The 17,242-nt window shown below is 70.2% G+C and carries 15 protein-coding genes; 6 read left to right on the top strand and 9 right to left on the bottom strand.

The features are described 5' to 3' along the window. The first annotated feature begins 153 nt into the window (after window positions 1–153). The 3 genes from tgmA to SREC43747_RS0107130 all read left to right on the top strand — a co-directional run bounded on the left by tgmA (window position 154) and on the right by SREC43747_RS0107130 (window position 2,611). Window positions 154–510: a putative ATP-grasp-modified RiPP gene (tgmA, locus tag SREC43747_RS0107140; protein ID WP_201768645.1), complete on the top strand. Its 357-nt coding sequence runs from the start codon at window positions 154–156 to the stop codon at window positions 508–510. Next, window positions 507–1,460 carry an ATP-grasp ribosomal peptide maturase gene (gene tgmB, locus SREC43747_RS0107135; protein WP_029720469.1) on the top strand — a complete coding sequence of 318 codons (954 nt, stop codon included), beginning with the start codon at window positions 507–509 and terminating at the stop codon, window positions 1,458–1,460. Before tgmA ends, tgmB begins: the two co-directional genes overlap by 4 nt. 128 nt (window positions 1,461–1,588) lie before the next feature. Next, window positions 1,589–2,611 carry a methyltransferase domain-containing protein gene (locus tag SREC43747_RS0107130; RefSeq protein WP_306413769.1) on the top strand — a complete coding sequence of 341 codons (1,023 nt, stop codon included), beginning with the start codon at window positions 1,589–1,591 and terminating at the stop codon, window positions 2,609–2,611. A gap of 165 nt (window positions 2,612–2,776) precedes the next feature. Here the strand turns inward: SREC43747_RS0107130 and SREC43747_RS0107125 are convergent, their stop codons facing one another. After that, a complete protein-coding gene (locus SREC43747_RS0107125; RefSeq protein ID WP_029720467.1) occupies window positions 2,777–3,499 on the bottom strand; it encodes a Clp protease N-terminal domain-containing protein in 723 nt (240 codons plus the stop codon). A 276-nt stretch (window positions 3,500–3,775) separates the two neighbouring features. Here SREC43747_RS0107125 and SREC43747_RS0107120 point away from each other — a divergent pair, with 276 nt between their 5' ends. Beyond that, window positions 3,776–4,363 (top strand): DinB family protein, encoded by a 588-nt coding sequence (locus SREC43747_RS0107120; protein WP_408005221.1) that lies wholly within the window; start codon window positions 3,776–3,778, stop codon window positions 4,361–4,363. A gap of 174 nt (window positions 4,364–4,537) precedes the next feature. On the opposite strand, the gene SREC43747_RS0107115 is transcribed toward SREC43747_RS0107120, so the two are convergent. The 8 genes from SREC43747_RS0107115 to iolC all read right to left on the bottom strand — a co-directional run bounded on the left by SREC43747_RS0107115 (window position 4,538) and on the right by iolC (window position 15,013). Continuing rightward, window positions 4,538–5,563, bottom strand: coding sequence for a Gfo/Idh/MocA family protein (locus tag SREC43747_RS0107115; protein ID WP_029720465.1), 1,026 nt, complete (start codon window positions 5,561–5,563; stop codon window positions 4,538–4,540). 72 nt (window positions 5,564–5,635) lie between these two features. Beyond that, window positions 5,636–7,051 (bottom strand): sugar porter family MFS transporter, encoded by a 1,416-nt coding sequence (locus SREC43747_RS0107110; RefSeq protein ID WP_029720464.1) that lies wholly within the window; start codon window positions 7,049–7,051, stop codon window positions 5,636–5,638. Between the two features lie 62 nt (window positions 7,052–7,113). Beyond that, window positions 7,114–8,064: a TIM barrel protein gene (locus SREC43747_RS0107105; RefSeq protein WP_029720463.1), complete on the bottom strand. Its 951-nt coding sequence runs from the start codon at window positions 8,062–8,064 to the stop codon at window positions 7,114–7,116. Window positions 8,065–8,846: 782 nt separating this feature from the next. Next, window positions 8,847–10,340: a CoA-acylating methylmalonate-semialdehyde dehydrogenase gene (locus SREC43747_RS0107100; RefSeq protein ID WP_029720462.1), complete on the bottom strand. Its 1,494-nt coding sequence runs from the start codon at window positions 10,338–10,340 to the stop codon at window positions 8,847–8,849. Window positions 10,341–10,363: 23 nt separating this feature from the next. Then, a complete protein-coding gene (gene iolD, locus SREC43747_RS0107095) occupies window positions 10,364–12,229 on the bottom strand; it encodes a 3D-(3,5/4)-trihydroxycyclohexane-1,2-dione acylhydrolase (decyclizing) (protein ID WP_029720461.1) in 1,866 nt (621 codons plus the stop codon). Continuing rightward, window positions 12,226–13,125: a 5-deoxy-glucuronate isomerase gene (iolB, locus tag SREC43747_RS0107090; protein WP_029720460.1), complete on the bottom strand. Its 900-nt coding sequence runs from the start codon at window positions 13,123–13,125 to the stop codon at window positions 12,226–12,228. The genes iolD and iolB overlap by 4 nt, the downstream gene beginning before the upstream one ends. A gap of 17 nt (window positions 13,126–13,142) precedes the next feature. After that, entirely contained in the window at window positions 13,143–14,024 is an 882-nt protein-coding gene (locus SREC43747_RS0107085; protein WP_029720459.1) for a Cgl0159 family (beta/alpha)8-fold protein, read from the bottom strand. A gap of 20 nt (window positions 14,025–14,044) precedes the next feature. After that, on the bottom strand, window positions 14,045–15,013 hold the full coding sequence (gene iolC / locus SREC43747_RS0107080; protein ID WP_029720458.1) for a 5-dehydro-2-deoxygluconokinase: 969 nt from the start codon (window positions 15,011–15,013) through the stop codon (window positions 14,045–14,047). Window positions 15,014–15,161: 148 nt separating this feature from the next. On the opposite strand from iolC, the gene SREC43747_RS0107075 reads away from it, so the two are divergent. After that, window positions 15,162–15,944, top strand: coding sequence for a GntR family transcriptional regulator (locus SREC43747_RS0107075; RefSeq protein WP_051387795.1), 783 nt, complete (start codon window positions 15,162–15,164; stop codon window positions 15,942–15,944). A 282-nt stretch (window positions 15,945–16,226) separates the two neighbouring features. Further along, on the top strand, window positions 16,227–17,102 hold the full coding sequence (locus SREC43747_RS0107070; RefSeq protein WP_029720455.1) for a sugar phosphate isomerase/epimerase family protein: 876 nt from the start codon (window positions 16,227–16,229) through the stop codon (window positions 17,100–17,102). The last annotated feature ends 140 nt before the right edge of the window (window positions 17,103–17,242 follow it).

The following is a 17,242-nucleotide window of genomic DNA, read 5'->3' as shown; positions in this document are numbered from 1 at the left end:
CATACCACAGCTCGGACCGGGTGGTGTCGTCAACCACGGGGCTCGGTCCGTTTGACCCTGGCCGCTATCTCAACGGCGAGGCAGCGGCTGGGGTGCCCCTCAAAGGGGCAGGGGAGAACAACGAAAGGGAATTACCGGGGAGGAAGGAAAATTATGTCTGCGCAGATGGTGACGCGCTTTGCGCACGATCCGGTCGCGCCTGACAGTGCGCAGTTCCCGCTTGGTCGCCCGTTGGGGATGGCGGACAATACCGATCCGGCCTCGGGTGAGGGAGTCCGCCCGTGGGGGTTGCGGGGCATGTCGACGCTGTCGAGCAAGACGGTGGATCCGCTTCCTGCGTGGCGCTACGACCACAAGCGGCAGATCGCGGTCGACCTCGACGGTGTGGCCTTGTACGAACTGCGGATGGACCCGACAGCGCACTCGGTATCGAACAACGATGGTGACGAGGGGCCCAGCGAGGACTGGATCAACGACTTCACCGGTGACGAACCGGGGTTGCCCGTATGACGGTGTTGATCCTCGCGAGGGATCTTGATCCATCGGCTGATGCCATGGTGGCTGCTCTGCATGAACGTGGCACGCCGGTGGTTCGGGTGAACACCGCGTGGTTCCCTGCGCAGCTCAGCGTTTCTGCTGAGCTGCGCAGGGGCCGCTGGTCCGGGTACCTGCGGACACCGGTGCACTGCGTGGAGTTGGAAGAGGTCCATGCGGTGTGGTACCGCAGCCCTGAGGCATACCGAATGCCCGACGAGCTATCGGCACCGGAACGGCAGCATGCCTTTCTCGAAGCCAAGTACGGCCTCGGCGGGATCTTGTCGAGCTTGCCGGTGTTCTGGGTGAACCACCCGGCGCGTATGGCCGATGCGGCGTACAAGCCGGTTCAGCTCGTCCGGGCACACGAGTGCGGGCTCACGGTCCCTGACACGGCCATCACCAACGAAGCCGACACCGTGCGCGCGTTCGCGTCCGAGGGGCGCACGGTCACCAAGCTGTTGGGCGCGAACACGATCTCGGAAGAGGGCACGCGCAAGCTGTCGTGGACGCGGGTGCTCGACGATGACGATCTCGCCGACCTGCGTGGGATCGAGGTGACCACCCACTTGGTGCAGCGGTGGGTGCCGAAGGCGTTTGAGGTGCGGGTAATCGTCCTGGGCCACCACCTCACCGCGGCGGCGATTCACGCAAGCAACGCGGCCTCCTATGTCGACTGGCGCTCAGACTACGACGCTTTGTCGTATGAGCTGATCGAGCCGCCCAGCGATGTCACAGAGGGGGTCCACGCGCTCATGCGGAGCCTCGGGTTGGTGTACGGGGCGTTGGACTTCGTGGTGACCCCCGAGGGTGAGTGGGTCTTCCTGGAGGTCAATCCGGGTGGGCAGTATGGGTGGATCGAGTCCTGCACCGGCGCGCCGTTGACAAGCGTTCTCGCCGATCTGTTGACGAAGGGGCAGCCATGACAACGCTCGATGTCGCGTGGGAATCCCGCGCGCAGGTGCTCGCCGATGAACTCGAAGCCCGTGGTGATCTGACGGATCCGGCGTGGAAGGCCGCGGTCGCTGCAACTCCACGCCACGTGCTCGTTCCGGTGGCCTACGAGCAGCGCAGCAACGGTGAGTGGTGTCAGTTCGATGTGACTTCGCCGAGTGGGCTTGATCGGGTGTACTCGACGACCACGCTGGTGACCGCGCTCGCCTGCCGAGGCACCCACTACGAGGGGATTTCCAGTAGCACCAAGCCGGATCTCGTGGTGCGGATGCTGGAAGCCCTCGACGTCCACGATGGGCACAAGGTGTTGGAGATCGGCACCGGTACTGGCTACAACGCCGCGCTGCTGGTGCACCGGCTCGGTGACGAGCGGGTGTTCAGCGTCGACCTGGACGCCGAGATCGTCGACCCGGCTCGGGAACGGCTCGCCTCGATCGGGCTTCATCCGACGCTCGTCGCGCGTGATGGTGTCGAGGGGTTGCCTGAACACGCGCCGTTCGATCGGATCGTCGCGACGTGTTCGGTGCCGGCTGTGCCGGGTGCGTGGCGGGAGCAGCTCGTTGATGGTGGGCTGTTGCTGGTCGACATCAAGCTCAACACCAACGCGGGCAACCTGGCGCTGCTGCGCCGTGATGGGGACCAGCTTTCAGGGTGGTTCACGGATCGGTGGGCGGCTTTCATGGCGATGCGCCACCACCGCGAGCGGCCGCGTGCATTGCCTGCCCCGATCGAGCGAGGCGGGCGGACGCGTTTTACGCTCGCGCCGCCGAACCCGTGGGAGCACAACCGCGTGGTGTGGTTCCTGGCCCACTTGATGGGGTTGCCCGAGGGGGTGCGGTTCGGGGTGCGGTTCGATCCGGACACCCGCCAGCCCACCGCCGGTACGATCACCGCGCCCGATGGGTCGCACGCGTTCGTGATGCTCGAACCGACGCCCGAGGGCGCGTGGTCGGTGACCGAAAGCGGTCCCACCCCGCTGTGGCGTGCGGTTGAGGAAGCGCACCGGGTGTGGCGAGCGGCGGGCGAACCGGGCTGGTCCCGCCTCGGTGTGACCGTCACCCCGGGCGGGCAGTGGGTGTGGCTCGACGACCCGCACAGCGAGCACCGGTGGCGCCTGGGCTAATCCCTCGCGACTGATCTGCTGCTATGCCACTTGCCAGGTCGGCGCGAAACCGTATCTCGATGATCGTTGCCTGAGGGGCAAGTGCCTAGATGTGCAAAAGGTGCCCTCGCTCCCGGATGACCCGGGGCGGGGGCACCTTCGGGGCCTCGGGCGCGCTCGACCGCGTCACTGCGAGGCTTTGCCGATGATCTCGTCCAGCGCCGCGGTGATGCTCTGCTCGACGGCTCCTTTCTCGATGCCCAGGTCGGAGAGCAGCCCGCTCCCGGCTTCGTGCTCCAGCAGTGCCAGCAGGACGTGTTCGGTGCCGATGTAGTTGTGCCCGAGCCGCAGTGCTTCGCGGAAGGTCAACTCCAGCACCTTCTTGGCGTCGGCGTTGAACGGGATCAGGCTCGGCACCTCGTCGACGGCGGCGGGCAGCGCCGCCACGGCGGCCTCGCGCACGGCGTCCAGCGACACCCCTTGCGCGATGATGGCCTTGGCACCCAGCCCGCTGGCTTCCGCGAGCAGCCCGAGCACCAGGTGCTCCGGCCGGATCTCGGCGTTCTGGGCCTTCCGGGCCTCCTCTTGCGACTGCACGACGACGTTGCGCGCGCGGGGCGTGAACCTGCTGAATCCCTGGCTCGGGTCGAGGTCGGGCACCTTGGGCACGAACCGCTTCTGCGCGGCCTGCTTGCTGACGCCCATGCTCTTGCCGATCTCGGTCCAGGACGCCCCGGACCGCCGGGCCTGGTCGACGAAGTGGCCGATCAGGTGGTCGGCGATCTCGCCGAGGTGTTCCCCGACGAGGACGGCGCTGGACAGCTGCTCCAGCTCGTCGTCGTGCACCTGCTTGATCGCATTGATCAGTTCGTCCAGCGAAACGTGGTCGGTGATCCGCACTTCTCCCATGGCGTCAACCAAGAGTTGACGATCCGGTGGCGCGGTGCCGTGCGGCTCGGTGACCTGGTCGTGCTCGGGGGATCGTGCGCGGCATCGGCGACGGCCTCGCCGGCAGCGGGGTCCCGTTCCCGTGGCCGTTCCAGCTCCGGCGGCGACCGGCCAGCTCAGCCGAGACCAGCCATCCGGGGTGGAGCGCTACCGCTGCGGACCCGTGGGGCTCGACCTGTCGCGCGGCTGTCCGGTTCACTGCAGCTCGTCTAGCGGTCGGGGTGGACGGCTCGGCCGGTGGAAAATCGCTTTTCCGTCGGCGATCCGGTGTGGCAGGGTCTCGCCGTGCTCGCTTCCCGGATCGACCTCGTGCGATGGCAGTTCGACTTCACCTGGTCGCTGTGCGAACTGCACCTGGGCGCGCTGGAGCCCGAGGACTTCCTGTGGGAGCCCGCCGCGCACTGCTGGACGGTGCGGCGCGGGGACGACGGCGAGTGGGTGGCCGACTTCGCCGAAGTCGAACCCGACCCGGTGCCGGTGCCCACCATCGCCTGGCTCACCTGGCACCTCGGCTGGTGGTGGACGGTCGCTACCGACCACGTGCGGGGCAGGGCGCCGACCGAGCGCACCGGTGTCCGGTGGCCCGGTGCGGAGTCCGCGGTCGAGTGGCTGCGCGGGCTCCGCGACGAATGGGTGGCGGCGCTGGGCCAGCTCACCGACGCCGACCTGGACGGGCCAGCACCGTTCCCGTGGCAGGGCGACCCGGACAAGACCCTGGCGCACATGCTCGCCTGGGTGAACGGCGAGTTGATGAAGAACATCGCCGAGATCGGCCAGCTCCGCCTGCTGCGCGCCGCCTCGGCGCAGGTTCGGCCCGGGGTTTGACCTCTGCGGTGCGCTTCTCCGGCGATGAGTACTGAGTGGACTCAAAACAGTCCGCTGAGGACAATGGAGTCCGTTGCTGGGTAATTCGGGATCTCAGCATCCGGCGGAGCGTTCCGAAGAGTTCGAGGTGCCAGCCCCGGGAGGGAACTGGCACCTCGTGGTGGTGTCAGGGGGTCAGGACTTGGCGTAGAAGTCCGGGCGGTCGACGAGCTCCACCTCGGTGCGGTCGCCGGTGGCCTGCGCTCGCACGCCGGCTTCGCACGCCACCGCGGCCGCGTAGCCGTCCCACGCGCTCGCGCCCTCGCCATCCACCTCGCCGCGGCGAGCGGCGTCGGCCCAGCGCTGGAACTCGCGGTCGAACGCCGCGCCGAAGCGGTCGCGGAAGTCCGCGGTGACCGCGCCGCCCCACTGCTTGTTCCGGTGGACGAGCGGACCCCCGTCCGCGCCGATGAGCGCGGTGCCGCGCTCCGCCACCGCCTCGCAGCGCACCTGGTAGCCGAAGCCGCAGTTGACGAAGATCTCCACGTCCACCAGCACCCCGCCGGCGGTTTCGATGGTCACCAGCTGCGGGTCCAGCAAGCCCTCCGGCGACTGCTCCGAGGAGCGCGGGGCGCGCACCGACACGGCGGCGATCTCGTCGTCGAGCAGCCACCGGGTGGTGTCGAACTCGTGCACCACCGAGTCGTAGACCATCATCTGGCTGGTGAAGCCGGGCGGGGAGAACGGGTTGCGGTGCGCGCAGTGCAGCAGCAGCGCGCGGCCCAGTTCGCCGGAGCCCAGCAGCCGCTTGAGCTCGACGTACTCCGCGTCGAAGCGGCGCATGAACCCCACCTGGATCAGGCGTTGGCCGCGCTTCTCCTCGGCTTCGAGGACGCGCAGCGACGACTGCGCGTCCGGCGTCAGCGGTTTCTCGCACAGCACCGGCACACCGCGTTCGATCGCGGCCAGCAGCAGCGGTTCGTGGACCGCTCCCGGCGACGCGATCACCAGCGCGTCCACATCGGATGCCGTGATGACGTCGTACGGGTCTTGCGCGGCGCGCGCACCGGTGCCGTCGGCCACCTGCTGCGCCCGCTCCAGATCGGGGTCGGCGACCGCGACCAGCCGGGCGCCGCTGGTCCGCTCGTGGACGCGCACCGCGTGGTCGGCGCCCATCCGCCCGGCGCCGACCAGACCGACGCGGAGATCGTGCTCGGACATGGGATCCTCGCAATCGGGGTGTCGGGATCGCTCACAGCGATCGTCACTGCACTGCTCTCCTGCCGCCAGCGGTCACGAGTACCGGGCGCGCAGTTCGGTCTCCAGCTGCTCCAAGGACCGGCCGCGGGTCTCGGGCACGAACTTCGCGACGAACCCGATCGCCACGACGCCGACCCCGACGAAGACCAGGAAGGTGGGTGAGATGCCCAGGGCGTCGACCAGCACGGGGAAGGTGAGGCCGACCGCGAAGTTGGCGAGCCACAGGGTGAGGCTGGCGATGCCGAAGGCGAACCCGCGCATCCGCAGCGGGAAGATCTCCGACAGCATCAGCCAGGTGACCGGGGAGATGGCGCCCTGCTGGAACGCCAGGAACATGACGGTCAGGCTCAGCACGATCAGCCCGCGGGTGAGGCCCTCCGGCACGGCCCAGGACACGATCGCCACCAGCAGCAGCGCCGTGACCGTGCCCAGCTGGCCGACCAGCAGCATCGGTCGCCGGTTCACCCGGCCCAGCAGGTAGATGCCGACGAAGGTGGCCAGCACCGAGATCACGCCGTTGGCGATGTTGGCGACGATGGCGCCGTTGGCGGTGAACCCCGCGCTCTGCAGGATCTGGGTCCCGTAGTACATGATCGTGTTGACGCCGGTGACCTGCTGCACCACGGCGATCCCGATCCCGACCAGCACCAGCCGCCGGATCCACGGCACCGCCAGGTCCGCCCAGCCGCCGGCTTTCGCCCGCTCGTCCTCCTGCGCCAGCCGCTGCACCTCGGCCAGCTCGGCCTCGGCGCGCTGCGCGGAGCGGACTTGGCGGAGCACGTCGAGCGCTTCGCCGATGCGCCCGTGGGAGGCCAGCCAGCGCGGGCTCTCCGGCACGACCAGCATGCCGAACCACAGGACCACGGCGGGCAGCGAGGCGATCACCAGCATGTAGCGCCAGACGTGCGCGGAGTCGCCGAGGGCGCTGGCGATGCCGGCGTTGAAGGTGAACGCCAGCAGCTGGCCGGTGACGATCATCAGCTCGTTCTGCGTCACCAGCCGTCCGCGCCGCTCGGCCGGTGAGACCTCGGCGAGGTAGGTGGGCACGGTGACCGAGGCACCGCCGACCGCGAGGCCCAGCACGAACCGGGCCACCACCATCACCGCCGCGCTGGGCGCGAAGGTGCAGGCCAGCGTGCCGATCAGGAACACCACCGCGAGCCCCAGGATGGTGCGCCGGCGGCCTCGGGCGTCGGACACCTTGCCGCTGATGGCGGCGCCGAGCGCGGCGCCGAGCAGCAGCGAGCTGGTCACGAGCCCCTCGGTGAGCGGGGTGAGGCCGAGGTCGGACTGCATGAACGGCAGCGCGCCGTTGATGACCCCGGTGTCGTAGCCGAACAGCAGGCCGCCGAAGGTCGCCACCACGGTGATGACCTTCAGCCGGCGCGAGTGGCGCGCGTCCTGCGCGGGCGAGGGAGGTGCCGGCACGTCGGTGTGCGCTTCGGGCATCGGGTCGTTCTCCTTCGTCGGGGGAACCGCGTCGCGGCGCGCGGCTCCTGGCTCCGAGCGGGTCACCGGATCCGGGGCCGTTCGCTGCCGGTCAGCCCGCACCCGTTGAGGTATTCGCGGGTGCGGATGGCGATGGGCAGTGGCACCTCCGGGGCGCAGGGGTAGAGGTCCTGCTCGACGATCACGAACAGCTCTGCGTCCAGTTCGGACAGTGCGTGCACGACTTCGGCCGGGTTGGGCACTCCGGCGGGTGGTTCGACGCACACGCCGCGCTTGACCGCTTCTCCGAACGACAGCCCTTCGGCGGCCACCTGGGCGAGCACGTCCGGATCCATCTGTTTGATGTGGACGTATCCGATGCGTTCGGCGTACCGGCGGATGAGGTCGATGTTGTCGCCGCCGCCGTAGGCGACGTGCCCGGTGTCCAGGCAGAGGTTGGCGTACCGGGAGTCGGTGGAGTTCAGGAACCGCTCGATCTCGGCCTGGGTCTGGATGTGGCTGTCGGCGTGCGGGTGCACGCACAACCGCACGCCGTGCTCCTCCAGCAGGATCTTGCCGAGCTCGTCCGCCGCCTTCCCCAGCGCGTCCCACTGCTCGGCCGACAGCTCCGGGTTCTCGGTGAAGGTGCCGGTCTTCTCGTCCCGGTACATGGACGGGATGAACACCAGGTGGTGGGCGCCGACGGCCGCGGTCAGCGCGGCGACGTTCCGGACGGCGGCCAGCATCTGCTCCCACTCGTGCGGGCGGTGCAGCGCGCCGAACGTGGTGCCGCCGGAGACCTGGAGTCCGCGGGAGCCGACCTCGTCGGCCAGCCGCTGCGGGTCGAGCGGCAGGTAGCCGGGCGGGCCGAGCTCGAGCCACCGGTAGCCGGCCTCGACGAGTTCGTCGAGGAAGCGCGTGTAGGGAACCTGGTGCTCGTCTTCGGGGAACCACACGCCCCACGAATCCGGAGCGGAGCCGAGGCACAGGTTGCCTGCCACGGTGCGGACGTCGGGTTGGGACGTCGTTGTCATCGGGCCCTCCTCGGTCGGTGTGGGCTGCCCGGGCCCACCCTCTGGTCGGTCTTGAGGCTCGTTCGCCCTGGTGGTGTGATCTGGCGCGCTCCAAGTACCGGACACTATGGTGGCCATCACATGAATATGTCAAGACGTTCTATCAAAAATCAGAATTGACCCGATGCAGTCGCGCCACGGGGGTACCCGCCGAGCTCACCCGGCGCATCAGGACGACCGCAGCGGCGGACACGGGCGGGGGAAGGAGGGGCTTCGGGAGCACCGGTGTTCCGCGACCGAGCGGAAGCAGACGAGAGCACCCGACGGCGCGGCCGTCCCGGTGAGTTCTGCGCCGCCGATGCCCGGGACGAACAGAGGAGCCGCGCGTCGTCCGCGTCGGCGGACCAGGGCGCTTGAACGCAGCAGCGCGACGGGTGCGGGCTCGTGACGAAAGCGCGGGATTCCGGCAAGCGCACGCCGAGGAAGGGCAGCGCGCCAGCTGTCGCGGTCCTGGCCGGGACCGGTTCGTGCGCACGTTCGCGCAGGCCGAGGGCGGGCGCGTCTCCGCCGTCGACCAGGGCGCCAGAAGCCCCGGCTCGCTGAACGCTGTGACGTCTCACCCGATCACCTGACCGGGGCGAGGTGGGCGCTCGTACCCGGGTTTGACGTCCGACGGCGGCACCGCCGCCTCGTGCCGGGAAGTCGAGGCAGCACCGCCGCCGGGCATCCCGGCTAGCCCCGCCCACGACCGGCCTTCCTCGGGCGGTTCCCGACCGGTCGTGGGCAGGGAGGTTCCCTTCGGTTCAGCTGTTGCTGGGGAAGCCGAGGTCGATGCCGCCGTCGCTGGGGTCGGGCCAGCGCGTCGTGGTGACCTTGCCCCGGGTGTAGAAGTGGATGCCGTCGGTGCCGTAGATGTGGTGGTCGCCGAACAGCGAGTCCTTCCAGCCGCCGAACGAGTGGTACCCCACCGGCACCGGGATCGGCACGTTCACGCCGACCATGCCCGCTTGGACCTCGAGCTTGAACCGGCGGGCGGCGCCGCCGTCGCGGGTGAAGATCGCCGTGCCGTTGCCCCAGCGCGAGGAGTTGATCAGCTTCAGGCCCTCCTCGTAGCTGGGGACGCGGACGACCGAGAGCACGGGACCGAAGATCTCGTCCTGGTAGGCGTCCATCTCGGGGGTGACCTTGTCCAGCAGGCTCACCCCGATGAAGAACCCGTTCTCGTACCCCTCGACCTTCAGCTCGGTGCCGTCCACGACCACCTCGGCGCCCTGCTCGCGCGCCTTCGGGACGTAGGAGGCGACCTTGTCCCGGTGCTCGCGGGTGATCAGCGGACCCATCTCCGAGGCCGGGTCGGTGCCCGGGCCGACGCGCAGGGCGCGGGCGCGTTCGGCGATCTTGTCGACCAGCTCGTCGCCGATCGGGTCGACCGCGACGACCACCGAGACGGCCATGCAGCGCTCGCCGGCGGAGCCGTAGGCGGCCGACACGGCGGCGTCCGCGGCCTGGTCGAGGTTGGCGTCGGGCAGCACCAGCATGTGGTTCTTCGCCCCGCCCAGCGCCTGCACCCGCTTGCCGTTGGCGCTGGCGGTGCGGTGCACGTGCTCGGCGATCGGGGTGGAGCCGACGAAGCTCACCGCCGCGATGTCGGGGTGCTCCAGCAGCCGGTCCACCGCCTCCTTGTCGCCGTGCACCAGGTTCACCACCCCGTCGGGCACGCCCGCTTCGCTGGCCAGCTCGACCAGCCGCAGCGCGGCCGAGGGGTCCTTCTCGCTGGGCTTGAGGACGAAGGTGTTGCCGCAGGCGATGGCCAGCGGGAACATCCACAGCGGCACCATGGCCGGGAAGTTGAACGGCGTGATCCCGGCGACCACCCCGAGCGGCTGCCGGATCGACTCCACGTCGACCCGGTTGGAGACCTGCGTGGAGGTCTCGCCCTTGAGCAGCTGCGGGATCCCGCACGCCAGTTCCACGATCTCCAGGCCGCGCGCCACTTCGCCCAGCGCGTCGGAGTGCACCTTGCCGTGCTCGGCGGTGATCAGCGAGGCGAGTTCGTCGCGGTGCGCGTTGAGCAGTTCGCGGTAGTTGAACAGCACCTGCGTGCGCTGGGCCAGCGAGGAGTTGCTCCACGAGGGGAACGCCTCGGCAGCCGAGGCCACCGCGCGGTCCACTTCGGCGGTGTTCGCGAGCGCGACCTGGCCCGTTTGCTCGCCGGTGGCCGGGTTGGTCACGACGCCGTAGCGGCCCGACGCCCCTTCGGCGATCCTGCCGTCGATCCAGTGCTGAATGGTCTTCACGGGAATGTCCTCACATCCTCGGGTCACAGGTGGTGGCGCTGTGCTCGCGCCTGGTCCTCGTAGCGCTTGCGCGCCAGCTGGGTGCTCTCGCGGCGGGACACCTCGGCCACCGGCACGTCCCACCACGCCTCGGCCGGTGGCGATGCCTTGGCCGGGTCGGTCTCGACGTGCACCGCGGTCGGGCGTTCGGACGCCCGCGCGGCGCGCAGCGCGTCCCGCAGTTCGTCCACGGTGGACGCCCGAAGCACGTCCACGCCGAGGCTTCCGGCGTTGGTGGCCAGATCGACCGGCAGCGGCTCGCCGGTGAAGGTGCCGTCGTCGGCGCGGTAGCGGTAGGCGGTGCCGAAGCGCTCCCCGCCCACCTGCTCCGAGAGCCCGCCGATCGAGGCGTAGCCGTGGTTCTGCACCAGCACCACGTTGATCTTGATGCCTTCCTGCACCGCGGTGACCAGCTCGGTCGGCATCATCAGGTAGGTGCCGTCGCCGACCAGCGCGAACACCTCGCGCGACGGGTCGGCCAGCCGGGCCCCGATCGCGGCCGGGATCTCGTAGCCCATGCACGAGTACCCGTACTCGACGTGGTACTGCTGCGGGTCCTTGGCCCGCCACAGCTTGTGCAGGTCGCCGGGCATCGACCCGGCCGCGTTGATCACCACGTCCCGGTCGTCGAGGACCTCGTCGAGCACGCCGATCACCTCGGCCTGGCCCGGCCGCTCGTCCCCGGCGGCGCCGCGGGTCGCCCGCTCGACCACCTCGGCCCACCGCTGCGCGCCCGCGCGGTACTCCCGCACGTAGTCCTCGGACACCCGGTGCCCGTCGAGCGCGGCGGCCAGCTGCTCGAGCGCGGCGCGCGCATCACCGATCACCGGGGTGGCCGCCTGCTTGTGGGCGTCCACCGAGGCGATGTTGACGTTGACGAACCGGACGTCCGGGTTGGCGAACAGGGTCTGCGACGCGGTGGTGAAGTCCGAGTAGCGGGTGCCGACGCCGATGACGAGGTCCGCGGCGCGGGCGATGTCGTCGGCGACCGCGGTGCCGGTGTGGCCGATGGCGCCCAGCTCGCACGGGTGGTCGTGGCGCAGCGATCCGCGCCCCGCCTGGGTTTCGGCCACCGGGATGCCGGTGCGCTCGGCGAGTTGGCGCAGCGCGTCTTCCGCGGCGCTGTGGTGCACCCCGCCGCCGGCGATGAGGAGCGGGCGCTTCGCGGCGCGGATCCGCTCGGCGGCCTCGGCGACCGACCGCGGGTCCGGTTGCGGGCGGTGCACCCGCCACACCCGTTCGGCGAAGAACTCCTCCGGCCAGTCGTGGGCCTCGGCCTGCACGTCCTGCGGCAGCGCCAGGGTCACCGCGCCGGTCTCCACCGGGTCGGTGAGCACCCGCATCGCGTCCAGCGCGGACGGGATCAGCGCCTCGGGGCGCCAGATCCGGTCGAAGTAGCGGGACACCGGGCGCAGGCAGTCGTTGACCGAGACGTCGCGCGCGTGCGGCGCTTCGAGCTGCTGGAGCACCGGGTCCGCCGGGCGGGTCGCGAAGACGTCCCCGGGCAGCAGCAGCACGGGCAGGTGGTTGATGGTGGCCAGCGCCGCCCCGGTGACCAAGTTGGTGGCGCCCGGCCCGATCGAGGTCGTGCACGCGAAGGTCGACATGCGGCCGCTCTGCCGGGCGTAGCCGACGGCCGCGTGCACCATCGCCTGCTCGTTGCGGCCCTGCAGGTAGGGCATCGCGCCTTCGGACTCCAGCAGCGCCTGGCCGATGCCGGCGACGTTGCCGTGCCCGAAGATGCCCCAGCAGCCGGCGATCAGCCGCTGCCGCTCCCCGTCGCGCTCGGTGTACTGGTTGGCCAGGAACTGCACCAACGCTTGTGCGACGGTCAACCGCCGGGTGCTCATCGTCCCTCCACTGCGGTCTGCTCGGGCGCCGTGTACAGCGGCAGCCGCGGGTCCACGGGTTGGTCGGCCCAGGTTTCGCGCACCCACGCGTGCGCCGGGTCGTCGCAGATCAACCAGGCGCGCTCCGGGGACGGGCCGGCCATCACGTTGAGGTAGTACATGTCGTAGCCGGGCACCGCCATCGACGGCCCGTGCCACCCGTTCGGGATCAGCACCACGTCACCGCTGCGGACCTCGGCCAGGACGTCGGTGGTGCGGTCCGGGCCGGACGGGTAGACACGCTGGTAGCCGACGCCGGGCGTGCCGTGGGAGTCGGCGATCTCGAAGTAGTAGATCTCCTCCAGCTGCGACTCGCCCTCGCGGTCGACGTCGTGCTTGTGCGGCGGGAACGAGGACCAGTTCCCGGACGGGGTGAGCACTTCGACGGCGATCAGCCGGTCGGCCTCGAAGACGTGCGCCGCGGCGAAGTTGTTGACCTGCCGGCTGGCCTGACCGGCGCCGCGCAGCTCGACCGGCACCCCGGAGGCCGGGCCGTAGCGGGCCGGCAGCCGGTTCTCGCAGCGCGCCCCGGTGAGCGCGAAGCGGCCGCCCGCGGCGCTGCTGATCCGCACCTGGGCGTCGCGCGGCACGTAGGCGAAGTCGGTGACGCCGTGGAACACGCTGGTGCGCCCGGCCAACTCGAACGTCTCGCCGTCGCAGGTGACCGCGCAACCGCCGGACAGCGGCAGCACGATCCACTCGCTGTCTCCTGTGGACAGTTCGTGCGCGCCGCCGGCGCCGAGTTCGAGCACCCGCAGCGACGAGTAGCCCCAACCGGCCGTTTCCGGGTCCACGTAGGTGGTGTACTCGCCCCGAGCCGTCGTCCCGGCGGGGTGGTAGAAGCGGTCGTCGGTCACAGCACTTCCTCCCGAGCTCACAGCAGGTCGACAGCGGCGTCGACGGCGCCGGCGACGTCGTCGTCGTGCGGGTACAGCAGGGTCCGTCCGACGACGAGCCCGCGCACGTTCGGCAGTTGCAGCGCCTTGTACCAGCGCTCGCGGGTGGCCTCCGGGTCGTTGGAGACCTCACCACCCAGCAGCACGGTTGGCAAGGTGGACGCCTCCAGGGCGCGCCCGACCTGGTCGAGGTCGTCGACCACCGGCACCTTCAGCCAGGTGCGGGCCGACGTCCCGCCGAGGCCCGAGGCGATCGCGATGGAGCGCGCGACCGCCTCCACCGACAGGTCGTTGCGCACCTTGCCGTTGACGCGGCGGCACAGGAACGGCTCGACCATCGCCATCAGTCCGCGGTCGGCGAGCTCGTTGATCGCGTTCGCCGCCCCGCACATGGTGTTCAGCGAGCCGGGATCGCTCATGTCGATGCGCAGCAGCAGTTTCCCGCCGTCGAACCGGAGCCGTTCGATGTCGACCGCGCGGTGCCCGGTGAACCGGTCGTCGAGCTCGAAGTCCGCCCCGGCCAGGCCGCCGCGGTTCATCGAGCCGATGACGACCTTGTCCTCCAGGGCGCCGAGCAGCAGCAGGTCTTCCAGGACGTCCGCGGTGCCCAGCACGCCGTCCACGCCGGGGCGCTGCAGCGCGGTGCACAGCCGCTCCAGCAGGTCGGCCCGGTTGGCCATCGCCATCGGGTTGCCGCCGGCCGCGAGCGCACCGCGCGCCGGGTGGTCCGCGGCCACGATCAGCAGGCGGTCGCGTTCGCCCAGCAGCGGCCGCCGGGTCCGGGCGGCCGCTGCTTCCGCGATCGCCTCCGGGTTGGTGGCGCGCACCCGGGTGAGGTCGGTGATGGTCAGTGAAGACAACGGTCCTCGCTCTCTGCCGCTCAGGCGCTGCGCGCCGAGCGGTCGGGGTTCGGGGACAGCAGGGCTTCGACCTCGTGCTCGTAGGGCATCGCTGACGAGCAGGCCAGGCGGGATGCCACGAGCGCCCCGGCCGCGTTGGCGAAGTGCATGGTCCGCTCCAGTTCCCAGCCCTCCAGCAGGCCGTGGCACAGCGCTCCGCCGAAGGCGTCACCGGCGCCGAGCCCGTTGACCACGTCGACCGGCACCGGGGGAGCGACCACCTCGGTGTCGCGGGTGCGGGCGAGGACGCCGTCGGGGCCTTGCTTGACGACGGCGAGCTCCACCCCGGCGGCCAGCAGGCGTTCGGCGGCTTCGCGCGGCTCGCGCACGCCGACCGCGCGCTCGACCTCGTCGAGGTTGCCGACCGCCACCGTGACGTGCGGCAGGGCCTGCTGGTACCAGTGGCGGGCTTCGTCGTGGTCGGACCAGAACACGGGGCGCCAGTCCAGGTCGAAGACCGTGGTGCCGCGCTTGGCCCGGTGCTGCAGCGCGGCCAGGGTCGCCGAACGGCTGGGTTCTTCGCACAGGCCGGTGCCGGTCATCCAGAACACGTGCGCTTCGGCGATCGCGTCCAGGTCCAGCTCGTCGGCGTGGATCTCCAGGTCCGGGGCCTTGGGCTGGCGGTAGAAGTACAGCGGGAAGTCGTCGGGCGGGAACACCTCGCAGAAGGTCACCGGAGTCGGGTACTGCGCGACGGGGGTGACCCACCGGTCGTCGACGCCGAAGTCCCGCAGCGCCTGGCGGACGTACTCGCCGAACGGGTCGGCGCCGGTGCGGCTGATCACCGCGCTGCGGTGGCCGAGCCGGGCGGCCGCGACCGCGACGTTGGTGGCGGTGCCGCCGAGGTACTTGCCGAAGGTCTCGACCTGCGGCAGCGGTACGCCGGTCTGCAGCGGGTAGATGTCCACCCCGATCCGCCCCATCGTGATGACGTCGAACGGGCTGTCCATAGCGGAGACCTCCGGGGGAAGACGCGGGCCGCGGGAGCGGCTGTAGCACCTGACTGCTCTCTGTGTACTCGCTGTGCGGATTCTGTGTCAATACTTTGTCAGTACATACTTACCTATAGACGTCGGGTGGTCCTGATATCGTGTAGAGGTGACCGCGAGTCAGCGCCGCCGAGCACCAGAACCCACCTGGGACCCGGCCACCCAGATCACCGTGGACCACCGCAGCCCGGTCCCGCTCTACTACCAGGTCGCCAGCCAGATCGAGGAGGCCATCGACTCCGGAGCGCTCCCGGTCGGTGCGCGCCTGGACAACGAGATCGAGCTGGCCGCCCGCCTCGGCCTGTCCCGGCCGACCATCCGGCAGGCGATCGGTTCCCTGGTGGACAAGGGGCTGGTGGTGCGCAAGCGCGGCGCCGGCACCCAGGTGGTGTTCAACCGGGTCAAGCGCTCGCTGGAGCTGAGCAGCCTCTTCGACGACCTCAGTCGGGCCGACCAGCAGCCCAGCACGAAGGTCCTGGTCAACGAGGTGATCACGCCCTCCCCCGAGGTCGCGCACCTCCTCGGGATCGCGGAGGAAGGCCAGGTGCTGCACCTGGAGCGGGTCCGCTTCGCCCGCGGCGAACCGATCGCCCGGATGCGCAACTACCTGCCCGCCGGCCTGATCGAACCGACCAGCGAGCAGCTCGAGGAGCGCGGGCTCTACCAGCTGCTGCGCTCCGCGGGGGTGCAGCTGCACGCGGCGCAGCAGTCGATCGGCGCGCGGGTCGCCGAGGAGGACGACGCCGAACTGCTCGACGAGCCGGTGGGGGCGCCGCTGCTGACCATGCAGCGCACCACCTACGACCAGTCCGGCACGGTCGTCGAGTACGGCACCCACGTCTACCGCGCCTCCCGCTACACCTTCGACCTCTCCCTCCGCGGCGACGCCTGATCGCCCCGGGGCGTTCGGCCGGAGGGGCCGCGAGCACATCAGCGGATGGTGCTGCCCTCGAGCGCCCTCCGCTGCCTGATTGACCGCTTCCGGTGACGGGAGCGCATCGCTACCCAGTGCGAGTTCGTGCTTGACTCCGCATTTTTGTCCGTACAAACTGACAAAGCTGTCGCGTCGATGGAGCGTCCCGCCAGCACCACCCCGCCAGGGGAGCGGTGGTGCTCGAGCCGAAGACCGGCGCTCCCGCGACGACACCGCCGGACCGCGCCCAGGAGGAACGCGATGGTGAAGATCGCCCTCGACCCCACCCCGTACCACGCCACCCACGACTTCCTCGACTTCTTCGACGCCGCTGCTGCCGCCGGCTACGAGTGGATCCAGCTGACCCCGCACCCGGACTTCATCCCGTTCTTCTCCCACCCGCGCGTCGACGCCGCGTACCTGGCCAAGGTCAAGAAGCGGGCCGCGGACGCCGGGGTGGGGATCTGCTCGCTGCTCCCGGTGCAGCGCGTGTCCTGGCCGGACGAGCTGCCCCGCGAGGCCGCGGTGCGCAACTGGAAACGCATCATCGAGATCGCCCAAGAGCTGGACGTTCCGATGATCAACACCGAGTTCTCCGGCCGCCCGGAACGGGCCGAGGAATCCGAGGCCGGTTTCTACCGCTCGATGGAGGAACTGCTGCCGCTCATCGAGCGGGCGGGCGTCCAGGTGAACTTCGACCCGCACCCGGACGACTTCGTCGAGGACGCGCTGGAGGCCTGGCGCATCATCCGCGGCCTGGACAACCCCGCGATCGGTTTCGTGTACGTGGCCAGCCACACCTTCCACTACGGCGACCGCGCCACCACGCTGCTGCCCGAGCTGGGGGGTCGATTGGGCGCCGTCTACACCGCGGACACCATGGACCACCGCCGGTCCCACGGGTTGCGCTACATCACCAACCCGCCCGGCAGTCCGGCCCGCGTGCACCAGCACCTCAAGATCGGCGACGGCGACGTGGACTGGGCCGAACTGTTCACCGCGCTCGCGAAAACCGGCTTCCTGGCGCGAGAAGACGCGATCATCTGCTCGAACGTCTTCGCTGAGAACGAGTCCGCCGACGAGACCTCCCGGTACCAGCTGGCCAAGATCCGCGAGCTCATCGCCGCCGCGAGCTGAGCTCCCGACGGCACCAGCGCGGAACCGCTGCGCCAACGACGATTAGGTCCTCAGTGGACATGAAGATGCGGCGCGGGTGTTCGACGTCCTGTTGGTGCGGAAAACCCTGTGCCGCAATCACTTTCCTTTTGGTCGAGTCA

This window comes from Saccharopolyspora rectivirgula DSM 43747 (assembly GCF_000497205.1).
Lineage (GTDB): Bacteria > Actinomycetota > Actinomycetes > Mycobacteriales > Pseudonocardiaceae > Saccharopolyspora > Saccharopolyspora rectivirgula.
The sequence above is the reverse complement of the archived record's forward strand: the minus strand, read 5'-3'. Positions and strand labels throughout refer to the sequence as shown.

Excerpts from the sequence above, each read along its gene's own strand:
- SREC43747_RS0107125 (WP_029720467.1), bottom strand. The coding sequence starts at position 3,499 with ATGGGAGAAGTGCGGATCACCGACCACGTTTCGCTGGACGAACTGATC.
- tgmA (WP_201768645.1), top strand. The coding sequence starts at position 154 with ATGTCTGCGCAGATGGTGACGCGCTTTGCGCACGATCCGGTCGCGCCT.
- iolC (WP_029720458.1), bottom strand. The coding sequence starts at position 15,013 with ATGGACAGCCCGTTCGACGTCATCACGATGGGGCGGATCGGGGTGGAC.
- SREC43747_RS0107115 (WP_029720465.1), bottom strand. The coding sequence starts at position 5,563 with ATGTCCGAGCACGATCTCCGCGTCGGTCTGGTCGGCGCCGGGCGGATG.
- SREC43747_RS0107110 (WP_029720464.1), bottom strand. The coding sequence starts at position 7,051 with ATGCCCGAAGCGCACACCGACGTGCCGGCACCTCCCTCGCCCGCGCAG.
- tgmB (WP_029720469.1), top strand. The coding sequence starts at position 507 with ATGACGGTGTTGATCCTCGCGAGGGATCTTGATCCATCGGCTGATGCC.
- iolD (WP_029720461.1), bottom strand. The coding sequence starts at position 12,229 with ATGAGCACCCGGCGGTTGACCGTCGCACAAGCGTTGGTGCAGTTCCTG.
- SREC43747_RS0107070 (WP_029720455.1), top strand. The coding sequence starts at position 16,227 with ATGGTGAAGATCGCCCTCGACCCCACCCCGTACCACGCCACCCACGAC.
- SREC43747_RS0107105 (WP_029720463.1), bottom strand. The coding sequence starts at position 8,064 with ATGACAACGACGTCCCAACCCGACGTCCGCACCGTGGCAGGCAACCTG.